At 64.2% G+C, this 13,388-nt stretch carries 12 protein-coding genes; 6 read left to right on the plus strand and 6 right to left on the minus strand.

Translation table 11 applies throughout. From position 1 onward, the window contains the following. Positions 1 to 48: 48 nt before the first annotated feature. Positions 49 to 810 carry a substrate-binding periplasmic protein gene (locus tag GTP44_RS12720; protein ID WP_161019730.1) on the plus strand — a complete coding sequence of 254 codons (762 nt, stop codon included), beginning with the start codon at positions 49 to 51 and terminating at the stop codon, positions 808 to 810. A gap of 21 nt (positions 811 to 831) precedes the next feature. Here the strand turns inward: GTP44_RS12720 and GTP44_RS12725 are convergent, their stop codons facing one another. Then, positions 832 to 1,479, minus strand: a complete 648-nt coding sequence (locus GTP44_RS12725) for a DJ-1/PfpI family protein (RefSeq protein ID WP_161019731.1) — start codon at positions 1,477 to 1,479, stop codon at positions 832 to 834. A gap of 12 nt (positions 1,480 to 1,491) precedes the next feature. Between GTP44_RS12725 and GTP44_RS12730 the strand changes: the two genes are divergently transcribed. Beyond that, positions 1,492 to 1,707 carry a LytTR family DNA-binding domain-containing protein gene (locus tag GTP44_RS12730; protein ID WP_161019732.1) on the plus strand — a complete coding sequence of 72 codons (216 nt, stop codon included), beginning with the start codon at positions 1,492 to 1,494 and terminating at the stop codon, positions 1,705 to 1,707. Between the two features lie 122 nt (positions 1,708 to 1,829). Beyond that, positions 1,830 to 2,993 carry an MFS transporter gene (locus GTP44_RS12735; protein WP_229256898.1) on the plus strand — a complete coding sequence of 388 codons (1,164 nt, stop codon included), beginning with the start codon at positions 1,830 to 1,832 and terminating at the stop codon, positions 2,991 to 2,993. Between the two features lie 3 nt (positions 2,994 to 2,996). Here the strand turns inward: GTP44_RS12735 and GTP44_RS12740 are convergent, their stop codons facing one another. After that, positions 2,997 to 5,021 carry a M13 family metallopeptidase gene (locus tag GTP44_RS12740; RefSeq protein ID WP_161019734.1) on the minus strand — a complete coding sequence of 675 codons (2,025 nt, stop codon included), beginning with the start codon at positions 5,019 to 5,021 and terminating at the stop codon, positions 2,997 to 2,999. A 155-nt stretch (positions 5,022 to 5,176) separates the two neighbouring features. Between GTP44_RS12740 and GTP44_RS12745 the strand changes: the two genes are divergently transcribed. Genes GTP44_RS12745 through GTP44_RS12755 form a run of 3 tightly spaced genes read left to right on the plus strand, consistent with a single transcriptional unit; the run spans position 5,177 to position 7,123 of the window. After that, the gene (locus tag GTP44_RS12745; protein ID WP_160991350.1) at positions 5,177 to 6,121 is read left to right on the plus strand and encodes a dihydrodipicolinate synthase family protein; all 945 of its coding nucleotides are present in this window, start codon (positions 5,177 to 5,179) and stop codon (positions 6,119 to 6,121) included. Then, positions 6,118 to 6,786: a GntR family transcriptional regulator gene (locus tag GTP44_RS12750; RefSeq protein WP_371867216.1), complete on the plus strand. Its 669-nt coding sequence runs from the start codon at positions 6,118 to 6,120 to the stop codon at positions 6,784 to 6,786. The genes GTP44_RS12745 and GTP44_RS12750 overlap by 4 nt, the downstream gene beginning before the upstream one ends. A 55-nt stretch (positions 6,787 to 6,841) precedes the next feature. Beyond that, complete coding sequence (locus GTP44_RS12755) at positions 6,842 to 7,123, plus strand: hypothetical protein (protein ID WP_161019735.1); 282 nt, start codon at positions 6,842 to 6,844, stop codon at positions 7,121 to 7,123. Here GTP44_RS12755 and GTP44_RS12760 read toward each other — a convergent pair. From GTP44_RS12760 to GTP44_RS12775, 4 genes are read right to left on the minus strand one after another with little or no spacing between them, the layout of a single operon-like run. Then, the gene (locus GTP44_RS12760) at positions 7,120 to 7,893 is read right to left on the minus strand and encodes an enoyl-CoA hydratase (protein WP_161019736.1); all 774 of its coding nucleotides are present in this window, start codon (positions 7,891 to 7,893) and stop codon (positions 7,120 to 7,122) included. The two genes, GTP44_RS12755 and GTP44_RS12760, sit on opposite strands and share 4 nt — an antisense overlap. A 56-nt stretch (positions 7,894 to 7,949) precedes the next feature. After that, entirely contained in the window at positions 7,950 to 9,146 is a 1,197-nt protein-coding gene (locus GTP44_RS12765) for an acetyl-CoA C-acyltransferase (protein ID WP_160991346.1), read from the minus strand. An 11-nt stretch (positions 9,147 to 9,157) separates the two neighbouring features. Next, positions 9,158 to 11,557 (minus strand): 3-hydroxyacyl-CoA dehydrogenase/enoyl-CoA hydratase family protein, encoded by a 2,400-nt coding sequence (locus GTP44_RS12770; RefSeq protein WP_161019737.1) that lies wholly within the window; start codon positions 11,555 to 11,557, stop codon positions 9,158 to 9,160. Positions 11,558 to 11,569: 12 nt separating this feature from the next. Continuing rightward, a complete protein-coding gene (locus GTP44_RS12775; RefSeq protein ID WP_161019738.1) occupies positions 11,570 to 13,360 on the minus strand; it encodes an acyl-CoA dehydrogenase C-terminal domain-containing protein in 1,791 nt (596 codons plus the stop codon). Between the last annotated feature and the right edge of the window lie 28 nt (positions 13,361 to 13,388).

Raw genomic sequence — 13,388 nt, forward strand, 5'->3', positions numbered from 1 at the left:
TTGTCACATCTGGCAAATTGTAGCCTTGAATGAAGAAAGGGTTGCGCCATGCAAGCGCATTACGTGTTATCCGCCGCCGCCCTGCTGGGCGCGGCCGCGCAGCCATCGGCGTGTGAATTGAGTATGGCGCTGGAACAGTGGCCACCGTATGTGTACACCGCCGCCCAGGGCGAGCCCACCGGGATGGACTGGGAACTGGTGCAAGCCATCCTGAAGGAAGCCGGCTGCGGCCTGAAGGTGCAGGCGGAATTGCCGACCGCGCGCCGTCAGGCGCTGTTTGAGCAAGGGCAGCTGGACTTGATGCTGGCCGCGTCCGACACGCCGGAGCGGCGCCGCCACGCGCGCTTCAGTACCCTGTACCGTTACGAGACGGTGGGCTTGTTCACCCGCAGCAGCCTGCGCGCGCAGTACCTGCACGTCGGCAGCCTGGACGTTCTGGCCCGCGACAAGCTGACGCTGCTGGCGCCCAAAGTCGGCTGGTACGGCCCGGCGTATGCGCGGCTACAGCCGGCGCTGACCGCCTCAGGCAAGCTCAGCACCTTCCTCAACTTCGAGCAGGGTTTGCGCATGCTGGAGGCCGGCCGCGCCGACCTGATCCTCGGCGACAGCGGCGCGCTGCGCCACCAGGCGCGCGTGCTGGGCATCGCCATCGCACCGCTGCCGCTGGTGGTGCTGCGCGCGCCGGTGCACCTGATGCTCAACAAAAACACCACCAGCGTGGCCGATCTGCAGCGCATCGACGCCGCCATCGCCCGGCTGGAGCGCCAGGGCGTGCTGGCCGCTATCCGCGCCCGCTATGGCGAACTCTGATCCGCCGCATTCGCCCCAACCTCACGGACGCCTGCTGTACTCCAGAAAATCCGCAGTGCGCCGCGCCTGCTTTTCGCCGAAATAGCTGGCGACAATGTGCAGCGACAGGTCGATACCGGAGGTGAGGCCGCCCGCCGTGTAGAGGTAAGGATCTGACTGCCCATAGCGGCTAGCGCGTATCAGTTTGGTGTCCGGATACTTCTCGGCAAAGAGATCGGCGTATTCGTGATGCGTGGTGGCCGACTTGCCCTTCAGCAGGCCGGCCTGCGCCAGCTCGAAGGCGCCGGTGCAGATCGATAATATCGTCTTGCCGGCGGCGTGCTGCCGCGTGATCCACGCGCGTAATTCCGGGCCGCCACGCTGCGCCCCCACCACCACAATGTCCGGCGTCGGCGCATCGGCGAAGCTGTAGTCCGGTGTGATGCGCATGCCGGGCCCACCGCTGCCGCTGGTGTTGATCGGCGCGGTGGATTGCGCCACTGTGTACAGCACGAACGGCATGCTGCCCTGGCCGTCATCGAGCATGGTGTCCTGGAATACTTCCCAGGGACCGGCGCTGTCCATCACATTCGCCTGCTCACTCAGCACAAAGGCCACCTTGATCGTTTCCGCCCGCGCGCTTGTTGTCGCCAATATTGCCAGCACGCTGGCCACAAAAATTTGCATCATGATTTATCCAGAATGCTGCGTCGCAGCCTGGCGGACCTGGAACGGGATCTGGACCCGGCCGTGTTTTGCCGCATCCACCGCTCCACCATCATCAACATTCAGCGCCTGCAAGCGGTGGAGCTGAACGCGGACGGCGACCACGAGGCGGTCCTGTCCAGCGGCGCGCGGTTACGCATCAGCAGGACCTGGCGCAAGGCCCTGCTGGACCTGGCTGGCGGCGGACGATAGCCAGCGGAAAAGCGTCAAACATGCTATCGTTGACCCTTTTTTCGCGCAGTTTTTGCCCCTTTTCGATGCCCCACGAACCGACTTCCCCCCTCCCCCTCATCACCGCGCCGCGCGGCGCCGGCATGGCCAGTCTGGCCCTGGCCCTCGGCGGCCTGGCCATCGGCACCGGCGAATTCGCCTCGATGAGCATCCTGCCCGTGGTGGCCGGCGACCTGCACGCCAGCCTGCCCGACATGGGCCACATGATCAGCGCCTACGCGCTGGGCGTGGTGGTCGGCGCGCCCTTGATCACCATCTTCCTGGCGCGCATGCCGCGCCGCGCGATGCTGATCCTGCTAATGACGCTGTACGCGGCCGGCAACCTGCTGAGCGCGGCCGCGCCGGGCTACGGCACACTGCTGCTGGCGCGCTTCATCGCCGGCATTCCGCACGGCGCCTATTTCGGCGTGGCGGCGCTGGTGGCGGCGGCGATGGCGACGCCGGACAAGCGCGGCCAGGCCGTCTCGCGCGTGCTGCTGGGCCTGACCATCGCCAACATCTTCGGCGTGCCGCTGGCGACCTGGCTGAGCCAGGGCTTCGGCTGGCGCTCGACCTTCCTGGTGGTCGGCGTGCTGGGCACGATCACCGCGCTGATGGTACGTCGCTACGTGCCCTTCATCGCCGCCGGCGACGCCAGCCCGCGCCGCGAGCTGGGCGTGTTCCGCCGGCTGCAGGTGTGGCTGACGCTGCTGATGGTGTCGGTCGGCTTTGGCGGCCTGTTCGCGGTCTACACCTATGTGACGCCGACGCTGCTGGAGGTGACCAAGGTCTCGCCGGCACTGGTGCCGGTGCTGCTGGCGATGATGGGCGTCGGTATGACGGTGGGCAATCTGATCGGCGGCTGGTTCGCCGACCGCTCGCGCCTGTGGACCATTTTCGGCGCGCTGGTGTGGAACGTGCTGGCGCTGACGGCGTTCTACTTCACCAGCAGCAATCTGTGGGCGGTGGCGCTGAATCTGTTTGCCATCGGCTGCGGCATCGCGGTCGCGCCGGCGGTGCAGACGCGCCTGATGGACGTGGCCGGCGACGCCCAGACGGTGACGGCGGCGCTGAACCACTCCGCCTTCAATCTGGCCAACGCCGCCGGCGCCTGGTGTGGCGGGATGGCGATCGCGCACGGCGCCGGCCTGCAATCGACCGGCCCGGTGGGCGCGCTGCTGGCGGTGGGCGGCATCGTGGTGCTGGGCGTGTCGGTGCTGCTGGAGCGGCGCGGCGGCGGCAACCGGCTGGCGCCGGCCGCCGCCTGACGCTTACCACATGATGACGCGCTGCTCCGGCGGCAGGTACATCGGATCGCCCGGCTTGATGCCGAACGCTTCGTAGAAGCCGGGCTGGTTCATCACCGTGCCCTTGGCGCGGAACTCGCCCGGCGAATGCGGATCGCTCTTGATCTGCGCGATCGCCGCTTCCGGACGCAGCTTGGCGCGCCACTTCTGGGCGAAGCCGATGTACAGCCGCTGCTCGCCGGTCAGACCATCGATCACCGGCGACGGCTTGCCGCCCAGCGAACGCTGGTAGGCGTTGTAGGTGATCGACAGGCCAGAGTTGTCACCGATGTTTTCCCCCAGGGTCAGCTCGCCGTTGATGTGGTAGCCCGGCACCGGGCTGTAGGCGCTGTACTGCTTGACCAGGCCGGCGGCGCGCGCCTTGAAGGCGGCGCGGTCTTCGGCGGTCCACCAGTTGCGCAGGCGGCCGTGGGAATCGTACTGGCTGCCCGAGTCGTCGAAGGCGTGGCTGATCTCGTGGCCGAAGGTGATGCCCAGCAGGCCGTAGTTGACCGCGTCTTCCGCCTGCACGTTGAAGAACGGCGGCTGCAGGATCGCGGCCGGAATGGTGATCGCGTTCAGCAGCGGGCTGTAGCTGGCGTTGACGGTTTGCGGCGTCATCGACCATTCGTCGCGGTCGACCGGCTTGCCCAGCTTGTCCAGATTGTTCTGGCGACTCCACGCGCGCGCCGCCTTGACGTTGGCGATCAGGTCGGTCTTGCTGGTCTTCATGGCGCGGTAGTCGCGCCATTTTTCCGGATAGGCGATCTTCGGTTTCAGCGCGGCCAGCTTGGCTTGCGCTTCCTTCTTGGTCTCCGGGCCCATCCAGTCCAGCTTGTCGACGCCGTCCTTGAACGAGGCGACGAAGTTGTTGAACATGGCCATCACGCGCGGCTTGGTTTCCGGCGGCAGATAGGTTTGCACATACAGCTTGCCGACCGCGTCGCTCAGCGATGCGTCGGTGAAGCGCAGCGCCAGTTGCCATTGCGGTTCGCTTTGCGGCACGCCGCGCAGCGCCGTGCCTTCAAAGGCGAAGTTCTGCTTGACGGTGGCACGGTCCAGATACGGCGCGTAACTTTCCAGGATGCGCCAGTTGAAATAGCTCTTCCATGCATCCAGCGGCACCTCGTCCAGTTGCTGCGACAGGCCGGTCAGGAAGCTCGGCTGGCGCACCACGGCCGACGACACTTTCGGCGCATAGCCGGCGGCGGTGAAGTAAGCGTTCCAGTCGAAGGCCGGCGCCAGTTCGCTGAACCTGGCGAATTCAACGCGGTTGTACGATTTGACCGGGTCGCGCATCTGCACACGAGTCCATTGCACCTTGGCCAGGCGGGTTTCGATGTCCAGCACTTGGGCGGCGTGTTCGGCCGCGTGCTGGTCGCCGCGCATGGCCAGCATGGTGGCGATGTGCTGCTGGTATTTGTCGCGCAGGCCTTTCAGCTTGGCGTCGTCGTCCTTCAGGTAGTAGTCGCGGTCGGGCAGGCCCAGGCCGGACTGGTTGATGCTGACGGTGTATTGCTCGGGATTCTGCGCGTCCGGCGACACGCCGGCCGAGAACGGCGTCGGCACGCCGGTGCTTTGCAAGTAGGCGAACAGCGCCGGCAGTTCCCGCTTGTCCTGGATGGCGGCAACGCGGGCGAAGTCGGCGCGCAGCGGCTTGAGGCCGGCGGCGTCACGCGCTTTCTCGTTCATGAAGCTGGTGTACAGGTCGGCGATCTTGTGGGTTTCGCTGCCGGCCTTGCCGGGATGCTTGACGGTGGCCTCGATCACCGAGCGCAACTGGCCCTGGGCGATCTCGCGCAGTTCGATATACGTGCCCCAGGTCGACTTGTCGGCCGGGATCTCGGTGTTGCGCACCCAGATGCCGTTGACGTAGCCGTAGAAATCATCCTGCGGACGCACCGCCGTATCCAGCGTTTTCAGGTCGATGCCGGACAACTGCTGGGCATGCGACGGGGCGGAGAGCAATAACAAGGCGCAGCAGGCAGCGCTGATGAGCGAATGTTTCACGGGCATTCCCTTATAAAACAAACAGTTACTTATTAAAAATCAGCATGTTACATGACTAAATCTGCACATCGCAACTTTATATTGTATAAAATATGCAGAGCTAAGCTATGATAATCGGACCCCTCTCCCGATTAACGCAGCCCGAAGGAAACACCATGAGCGATAATATTTTCACCGGCACCATCCCGGCCCTGATGACGCCTTGCAAAGCAGACCGCACGCCCGACTACGACGCGCTGGTCAAGAAAGGCCGTGAACTGATCGACGCCGGCATGAGCGCCGTGGTGTATTGCGGTTCGATGGGCGACTGGCCGCTGCTGACCGAGGCGCAGCGCCAGGAAGGCGTGGCGCGCCTGGTGGCGGCCGGCGTCAAAGTCATCGTCGGCACCGGCGCGGTCAATTCCAAGGAGGCGGTCGCGCACGCAGCGCACGCGGCCAAGGTTGGCGCGCACGGCCTGATGGTGATTCCACGCGTGCTGTCGCGCGGCTCGTCGCCGGCGGCGCAGAAAGCCCACTTCTCGGCGATTCTGGCAGCGGCGCCGACGCTGCCGGCCGTGATCTACAACAGCCCGTACTATGGCTTCGCCACCCGCGCCGACCTGTTCTTCGAACTGCGCGCCAAACATCCGAACCTGATCGGCTTCAAGGAATTCGGCGGCGCCGCCGACCTGCGCTACGCGGCCGAGCACATCACCAGCAAGGACGACAACGTCACGCTGATGGTGGGTGTGGATACGCAAGTGGTGCACGGCTTCGTCAACTGTGGCGCGACCGGCGCCATCACCGGCATCGGCAACGCGCTGCCGCGCGAAGTGCTGCAACTGGTGGCGCTGTCGCGCAAGGCCGCCGCCGGCGACGCGGTGGCGCGTCGTCAGGCGCGTGAGCTGGAAGCGGCGCTGCTGGTGCTGTCGTCGTTCGACGAGGGCACCGACCTGGTGCTGTTCTACAAATACCTGATGGTGCTGAACGGCGACACCGAATACACGCTGCACTTCTACGAAACCGACGAGCTGAGCGCCAGCCAGCGCCGCTACGCCGAAACCCAGTACGCGCTGTTCCGCACCTGGTACGCGAACTGGTCGAAAGAAGTGGCCGCGTGAAGGGATTCGCCGTCACCACGGTAGCGGAGCAGGCGGCCGACGCGCTGCGCCGCAAGATCATGTCGGGCGAGCTGCCGGAAGGCGGTTCGCTGCGGCAGGATGCGCTCGCCGCCGAATTCGGCATCAGCCGGATTCCGGTGCGCGAGGCGCTGGTGCAGCTGGAGGGCGAGGGGCTGGTCAAGATCGTCCCGCACAAAGGCGCCGTGGTGTCCGGCTTGTCGATCGACGAGATCAGCGAGCTGTTCATGTTGCGCAGCCTGCTGGAGCCGCTGCTGCTGAAAAAATCCGCGCCCAAGCTGACGGCGGACGACTACGCCGAACTCGACGCCATTCTGGCCGACTACAAAGTGGAATTGCACGCCCAGCACACCACCCGCTGGGGCGAGCTCAACACACGTCTGCACGACGTGCTGCTGTCGCGCGCCGAGCAGCCGCGCACCGCCGCCATCGTCGCCACGCTGCTGCGACAGACCGACCGCTACACGCGCCTGCAATTGTCGCTGAGCGCCGACAGCATCAGGCAGGCGCAGCAGGAACACGAGGAACTGGTGCACCTGTGCCGCACCGGCGATGTGCGCGCCGCCGCCGCGCTGCTAAAGCGCCATATCGAACACGCCTGCAAAGACCTCGAACGCTTCATCCTCTCCCAGCGCCGCCCGAAGTGAGCTGAATCAAAAGTACGCCGCTTGCAATCGCCAGCGCGAAGCGCATACTGTTCGCATGAACTCCCTTGACATCCTTGGCTATGGCAAACGGCTGGAAACGGTCAGCGTACCGCGCGAACAAGCGGAGGTGCACGCTCAAATGCTGGCCGAGGTAGTGGCGCAGGTCGCCACCAAAGATGATCTGGAGGCGCGCGAAGCCCGGCTGCAAGAATGGGGGCAACTGTGCGTGAAGGAGCAGATTCAGTCGCTCAAGGCCGACATGCTGAAATGGCTCGTCACCATCCCGATCGCGCAGACCAGCTGGCTTTTCGCTGCCCTGCGCTACATGCCACATTAAGCGAACTGGGTGAAGTCCGGTTTGCGTTTCTGGAAGAAGGCCATGAAGGCTTCCCTGGCTTCCGGCGAGGACAGCATTTTGCCGAAGTGGATGTTTTCGGCGGCGATGGCGACACTGGTCGGCGCCTTGCGGGCGGCTTTCATCAGCTCTTTGGTCACGCGGATCGAGCTGGCTGGCAGCGTGACCAGCTTGGCGGCCTGGCCTTCGGCGAAGGCGCGCAGTGCGTCAACCGGCAGCACTTTCGAAATCAGCCCCATCTCCAGCGCTTCCTGCGCGCCGAAGGCTTCGCCCAGCATCAGTTTCTCGGCCGCGCGCGGGTAGCCGGCGATTTGCGTCAGCAGCAAGCTGGACGCGAACTCGGGGCACAGGCCCAACTGCACGAACGGCATCGAGAACTTGGCATTGTCGGCGGCGTAGACCAGGTCGCAATGCATCAGCAGCGTGGTGCCGATGCCGACCGCGTTGCCGGCCACCGCCGCCACCACTGGCTTGCTCGCACCGCTCAGCGCCATCATGAATTTGTAGACCGAACGGTCTTCGATCGCGCCGCCGGCGGGGGCGGTTTTCATGAAGTCTTCCAGGTCGTTGCCGGCGGTGAAAATCTCCGGCTTGCCGACCAGCAGGATGGCGCGTACGGCGGTATCGGTTTCGGCGGCGGTCAGTGCGTCGGCCATCGATTGATACATGGCGGCGGTGATGGCGTTCTTGCGCTCTGGACGGTTGAATTCCAGCGTCAGGATGCCGTTTTGAATGCTGCTTAAAATTTCCATGTCTGTCTCCAAAATGAAAGGGCGCCGTAGCGCCCTTTTCTATCGCAGTGTGATGATTACACGCGCTCGATAATGCCGGCCGCGCCCATGCCGGCGCCGACGCACATCGTCACCATGCCGTACTTCAGGTTGTTGCGACGCAGTGCGTGCACCACGGTCGCGGCACGGATCGCGCCGGTGGCGCCCAGCGGGTGACCCAGCGCGATCGCGCCGCCCATCGGGTTGACCTTGGCCGGGTCCAGGCCCAGATCGCGGATCACGGCCAGCGCCTGCGCGGCGAACGCCTCGTTCAGCTCGATCCAGTCCAGTTGATCCTGGGTGATGCCGGCGGCCTTCAGCGCATCGGGAATCGCAAACTTCGGACCGATGCCCATGATTTCCGGCGGCACGCCTTTAACGGCGAACGACGAGAACTTGGCCAGCGGCGTCAGGTTGTGCTCTTTCAGGATTTTCTCGGAGACCACCAGCAGCGCGCCGGCGCCGTCGGACATCTGCGAGCTGTTGCCGGCGGTGACCGACCCCTTGGCGGCGAAGACCGGCTTCAGCTTGCCCAGGGTTTCCATGCTGGTTTCCGGACGCGCGCCCTCGTCGGTATCGACAGTGCGGGTCTTGACCTTGATTTCACCGCTGGCCAGATCCGGCGTGCGGGTGATGATCTCGACCGGCGTGGTCTCGTCCTTGAAGAAGCCGGCCTGCTGCGCGGCCACGGCGCGACGGTGCGACTCCACCGAGAACGCGTCCTGGTCTTCGCGCGACACCTTCCACTGCGCCGCCACTTTCTCGGCGGTCAGGCCCATGCCGTAGGCCATGCCAACGTTTTCGTCGGTGAACATATTCAGGTTCATCGATGGATGGTGGCCCATCATCGGCACCATCGACATCGACTCGACGCCGCCCGCCAGCATGACGTCGCATTCGCCCACGCGGATACGGTCGGCCGCCATGGCCAGCGCGGTGATGCCCGATGCGCAGTAACGGTTGATGGTCACGCCGCCGACGGTCTTCGGCAAACCGGCCAGCAGCACCGATTGACGGGCGATGTTGAAGCCCTGTTCCGCCTCAGGGAACGAGCAGCCGATGATGGCGTCGGTGATCAGCGCCGGGTCCAGGCCAGGGGCCTGCGCCAGCGCCGCCTGGATCACCTTCACCAGCAGATCGTCCGGGCGGGTTTTGTTGAACATGCCGCGCGGCGCTTTGCCGATCGGGGTACGGGTCGCGGCGACGATGTATGCGTCTTGAACTTGTTTGCTCATTGTCTTATTCCTTAGTTGCGGACTGGCTTACCGGTTTGCAGCATGCCCATGATGCGCTCTTGGGTTTTCGGATGGTTCAGCAGCTCCAGGAAGGCTTTACGCTCCATGTCCAGCAGCCACTGTTCGCTCACGAAGGAACCCTGATCGATGTCGCCACCGCTGACGATTTCGGCAATCATGTCGCCCAGCTTGAAGTCGTGGGCGGAGATGAAGCCGCCGTCACGCATGTTGACCAGTTGCGCCTTGATGGTGCCCCAGCCGTAGCGGCCGGTCACCTGGATCGGCGCTTTCAGCGGCTCGCGGTAGCCCTTATCGAACATCGCGCGCGCTTCGGTTTTGGCGACGTGCAGCAGTTCGTAAGGGTTGAACACGATCACGTCGTCTTCTTTCAGGTAGCCCATCGCTTGCGCTTCCAGCGCCGATTTCGACACATTCGCGGTGGCCGCGTTGGTGAAGCCGGTTTTCAGGAATTGCAGGATGTCGGTGCCCTTGGCTTCCTTGTAGGCGCGCTGCGCCGCTTCCTTCAGGCCGCCACCGGCGGGAATCAGGCCCACGCCCACTTCCACCAGGCCGATGTACGATTCGATCGAGGCCACGCGCTTCGACGCGTGCAGCGCCATTTCGCAGCCGCCGCCCAGCGCCAGGCCAGCCACTGCGGCCACCACCGGCACGTTCGAATATTTCATCGCCATGAAGGTGTCTTGCAGTTCCTTGATGATCGGATCGACGGCCTTGGCGCCACCGCTCATGAACGCTGGCAGTGCCGATTGCAGGTCGGCGCCGGCCGAGAAGGCGCCGCCGTCGGCTGCGTCCGCCGCCCAGATCACCAGGCCCTTGAAGTTCTTCTCGGCTTCGGCCAGTGCTTTACGGAAGCCGGCGATGACGCCAGGGCTGATCACGTGCAGCTTGGTTTTCATCGAGATCACCAGCACCTCGTCGCCCGAGTGCCACAGGCGCACGTCGTCGTCCTCATGCACGGTGGTGCCGGCTTTGCGGCCGTCGATTTCGCCCGAGCCCAGCACTGGTGCACGGAATTGCTGGCGCTGGTACACGGCCAGATCCGAACGCGGAATGTAGGCCTTGGCTTTCGGCGACCACGAACCTTGCGGCGTGTGCACGCCCTTCTCGGCGACCGGGCCTTCGAACACCCAGGCTGGCAGCGGCGCGCTGCTCAGCGCGTGGCCGGCGTCGATGTCTTCCTTGACCCACTGGGCCACCTGGGTCCAGCCGGAGGCCTGCCAGGTTTCGAAGGGACCAACGGCCCAGCCGAAGCCCCAGCGCATGGCGAAGTCGATGTCGCGCGCGTTGTCGGCGATGTCTTCCAGATGCACGGCGATGTAGTGGAAGGCGTCGCGGAAGATCGCCCACAGGAACTGCGCCTGCGGGTTGGTCGATTCGCGCATCGCCTTCATTTTCTTGACCGGATCTTTTTCCTTCAGGATGCGGGCCACGATGTCGGCCGCCTTGGCGCCGCCCGGCACGTATTCACCGGTGGCGAAGTCCAGCCGCAGGATGTCCTTGCCGACTTTCTTGTAGAAGCCGGCGCCGGATTTCTGGCCCAGCGCGCCCTTCTCGACCAGCTTGGCCAGCACTTCCGGGGTTTTGTAGACCGAGGCGAACGGATCGTCCGGCAGGTAGTCCTGCATGGTCTTGATCACGTGACCCATGGTGTCCAGGCCGACCACGTCTGCGGTGCGGAAGGTACCCGATTTGGCGCGGCCCAGCTTGGCGCCGGTCAGGTCATCCACCACGTCCACCGACAGGCCGAATTTTTCAGCTTCGTGGACGATGGCCAGAATGCCGAACACGCCGACGCGGTTGGCGATGAAGTTCGGCGTATCTTTGGCGCGGACCACGCCCTTGCCCAGGGTCGAGGTCAGGAAGCCTTCCAGCTGGTCGGCGATCTCTGGCTTGGTGTCCGGGGTCGGGATGATTTCGACCAGGTGCATATAGCGCGGTGGGTTGAAGAAGTGCACGCCGCAGAAGCGCGCCTTCAGGTCCGCGTCGAAGCCTTCGGCCAGCTTGCCGATCGACAGGCCCGAGGTGTTCGAGGCGAAGATCGCGTTGGCCGAAATGTGCGGCGCGACTTTCTTGTACAGGTCGTGCTTCCAGTCCAGGCGCTCGGCGATCGCTTCGATGATCAGGTCGCACTCGGCCAGCTTGGCCAAGTCGTCCTCGTAGTTGGCGACTTCGATCAGCGCGGCGTGTTCCTTGTTGCCCAGCGGCGCAGGCGACAGTTTCTTCAGGCCTTCGATGGCTTTCAGCACGATGCCATTTTTCGGCGTGCCCTCTTTTCCTGGCAAATCAAACAGCACCACAGGCACTTTGGCGTTGATGCAATGGGCGGCGATTTGCGCGCCCATCACGCCGGCGCCCAGCACGGCTACTTTTTTAACGATGAAATTGGTCATTGTCGTTTCCTCTTAGAACAGGTCGGCGTCGAGGGCCATCAGGTTGGCGGCGCCCGAACGCGCCTGGCGGATCAGGGTGGCGGTTTCCGGTTGCAGGCGGGCGAAGTAGAAGCGCGCGGTCGCCAGCTTGGTTTTGTAGAAGGTGTCGCTGCTATCCTGTTTTTCCAGCGCGATCTTGGCCATTTGCGCGAAGAAGTAGCTGTACACCAGATGACCGACCACGCGCAGGTAAGGCACGGCGGCGGCGCCCACTTCGTCGGCGTTCTGGAAGGCCTTCATGCCGATTTCCATGGTCAGCTTGGTGACTTTGTCGCCCAGGTCGCCCAGCGGGGTGATGAATTCGCTCAGATTTTCGTCCAGACCGTTTTCTTCGACGAACGCTTTGATTTTCTCACCGAACTTGCGCAGCTTGGCGCCGTTGTCGCCGAGGATCTTGCGGCCCAGCAGGTCGAGCGCCTGGATGGTGTTGGTGCCTTCGTAGATCAGGTTGATGCGCGCGTCACGCACGTATTGCTCCATGCCCCACTCGCTGATGTAGCCGTGGCCGCCGTACACCTGCATCGCTTCCGAGGTGGCGATCCAGGCGTTGTCGGTGATGAAGGCCTTGACGATCGGGGTCAGTAGCGCGACTTCGTCGGCGGCTTCTTTACGCACGTCTTCGTCCGGGTGGTGCAGCTCGCGGTCGATCTGCAGCGCCACGTAGGAGGTGAAGGCGCGCGCGCCTTCGGCATAGGCGCGGCCGGTCAGCAGCATGCGGCGCACGTCCGGGTGCACGATGATCGGGTCGGCTGGCTTCTCCGGATTTTTCGGGCCGGTCAGCGAGCGCATCTGGATACGGTCCTTGGCGTAGGTCACGGCGTTCTGGTATGCCACTTCGGTCAGGCCCAGCGACTGCATGCCGACGCCCAGACGGGCGGCGTTCATGAACACGAACATGGCGTTCAGGCCTTTGTTCGGCTGGCCGATGATCCAGCCCTTGGCGCCGTCCAGATTCATCTGGCAGGTCGAGTTGCCGTGGATGCCCATTTTTTCTTCGATGGCGCCGCAGGTGATCGGGTTGCGTTCGCCAATGCCGCCGTCAGCGTTCGGCAGGAACTTCGGCACCAGGAACAGCGAGATGCCTTTCGAGCCTTCCGGCGCGTCCGGCACGCGGGCCAGCACCAGGTGCAGGATGTTTTCCGACATATCGTGCTCGCCGGCCGAGATGAAGATCTTGTTGCCGGTGATCAGCCACGAGCCGTCCGCCTGCGGCAGCGCTTTCGAGCGCAGCATGCCCAGGTCGGTGCCGCAGTGCGGTTCGGTCAGGCACATGGTGCCGGTCCATTCACCCGACACCAGTTTCGGCAGATAGGTTTTCTTTTGGTCGTCGGTGCCGTGTTCCTTCAGGCACTCGTAGGCGCCGTGCGACAGGCCCGGGTACATGGTCCAGGCCTGGTTGGCCGAGTTCAGCATCTCGTAGAACGAGTTGTTCATCACCACCGGCAGGCCCTGGCCGCCGTATTCCGGATCGCAGGCCAGCGCCGCCCAGCCGCCGTCAACGTATTGCTTGTAGGCTTCCTTGAAGCCCTTCGGCGTGGTCACGGTCTTGGTCGCGCCATCGTAGTGACAGCCTTCGCGGTCGCCGCTGTGGTTCAGCGGGAACAGCACCTCGGCAGTGAACTTGCCGCCCTCTTCCAGCACCTGGTTGATGATGTCGGCATCGATTTCCGAGTAGTTCGGCAGCGTTTTCAGTTCATCTTCCACCTTCAGCAGCTCGTGCAGAACGAATTGCATATCCCGGATTGGCGCGACGTATTGACCCATGGTTTTCTCCTGATGACTACTGTAGTTT

The organism is Duganella lactea (assembly GCF_009857505.1).
GTDB lineage: Bacteria > Pseudomonadota > Gammaproteobacteria > Burkholderiales > Burkholderiaceae_D > Rugamonas > Rugamonas lactea.

What these genes read in the sequence shown, in the direction of transcription:
- GTP44_RS12720 (WP_161019730.1), top strand. Translation starts at nt 49, where the DNA reads ATGCAAGCGCATTACGTGTTATCCGCCGCCGCCCTGCTGGGCGCGGCC.
- GTP44_RS12725 (WP_161019731.1), bottom strand. Translation starts at nt 1,479, where the DNA reads ATGATGCAAATTTTTGTGGCCAGCGTGCTGGCAATATTGGCGACAACA.
- GTP44_RS12730 (WP_161019732.1), top strand. Translation starts at nt 1,492, where the DNA reads ATGCTGCGTCGCAGCCTGGCGGACCTGGAACGGGATCTGGACCCGGCC.
- GTP44_RS12735 (WP_229256898.1), top strand. Translation starts at nt 1,830, where the DNA reads ATGGCCAGTCTGGCCCTGGCCCTCGGCGGCCTGGCCATCGGCACCGGC.
- GTP44_RS12745 (WP_160991350.1), top strand. Translation starts at nt 5,177, where the DNA reads ATGAGCGATAATATTTTCACCGGCACCATCCCGGCCCTGATGACGCCT.
- GTP44_RS12755 (WP_161019735.1), top strand. Translation starts at nt 6,842, where the DNA reads ATGAACTCCCTTGACATCCTTGGCTATGGCAAACGGCTGGAAACGGTC.
- GTP44_RS12760 (WP_161019736.1), bottom strand. Translation starts at nt 7,893, where the DNA reads ATGGAAATTTTAAGCAGCATTCAAAACGGCATCCTGACGCTGGAATTC.
- GTP44_RS12765 (WP_160991346.1), bottom strand. Translation starts at nt 9,146, where the DNA reads ATGAGCAAACAAGTTCAAGACGCATACATCGTCGCCGCGACCCGTACC.
- GTP44_RS12770 (WP_161019737.1), bottom strand. Translation starts at nt 11,557, where the DNA reads ATGACCAATTTCATCGTTAAAAAAGTAGCCGTGCTGGGCGCCGGCGTG.
- GTP44_RS12775 (WP_161019738.1), bottom strand. Translation starts at nt 13,360, where the DNA reads ATGGGTCAATACGTCGCGCCAATCCGGGATATGCAATTCGTTCTGCAC.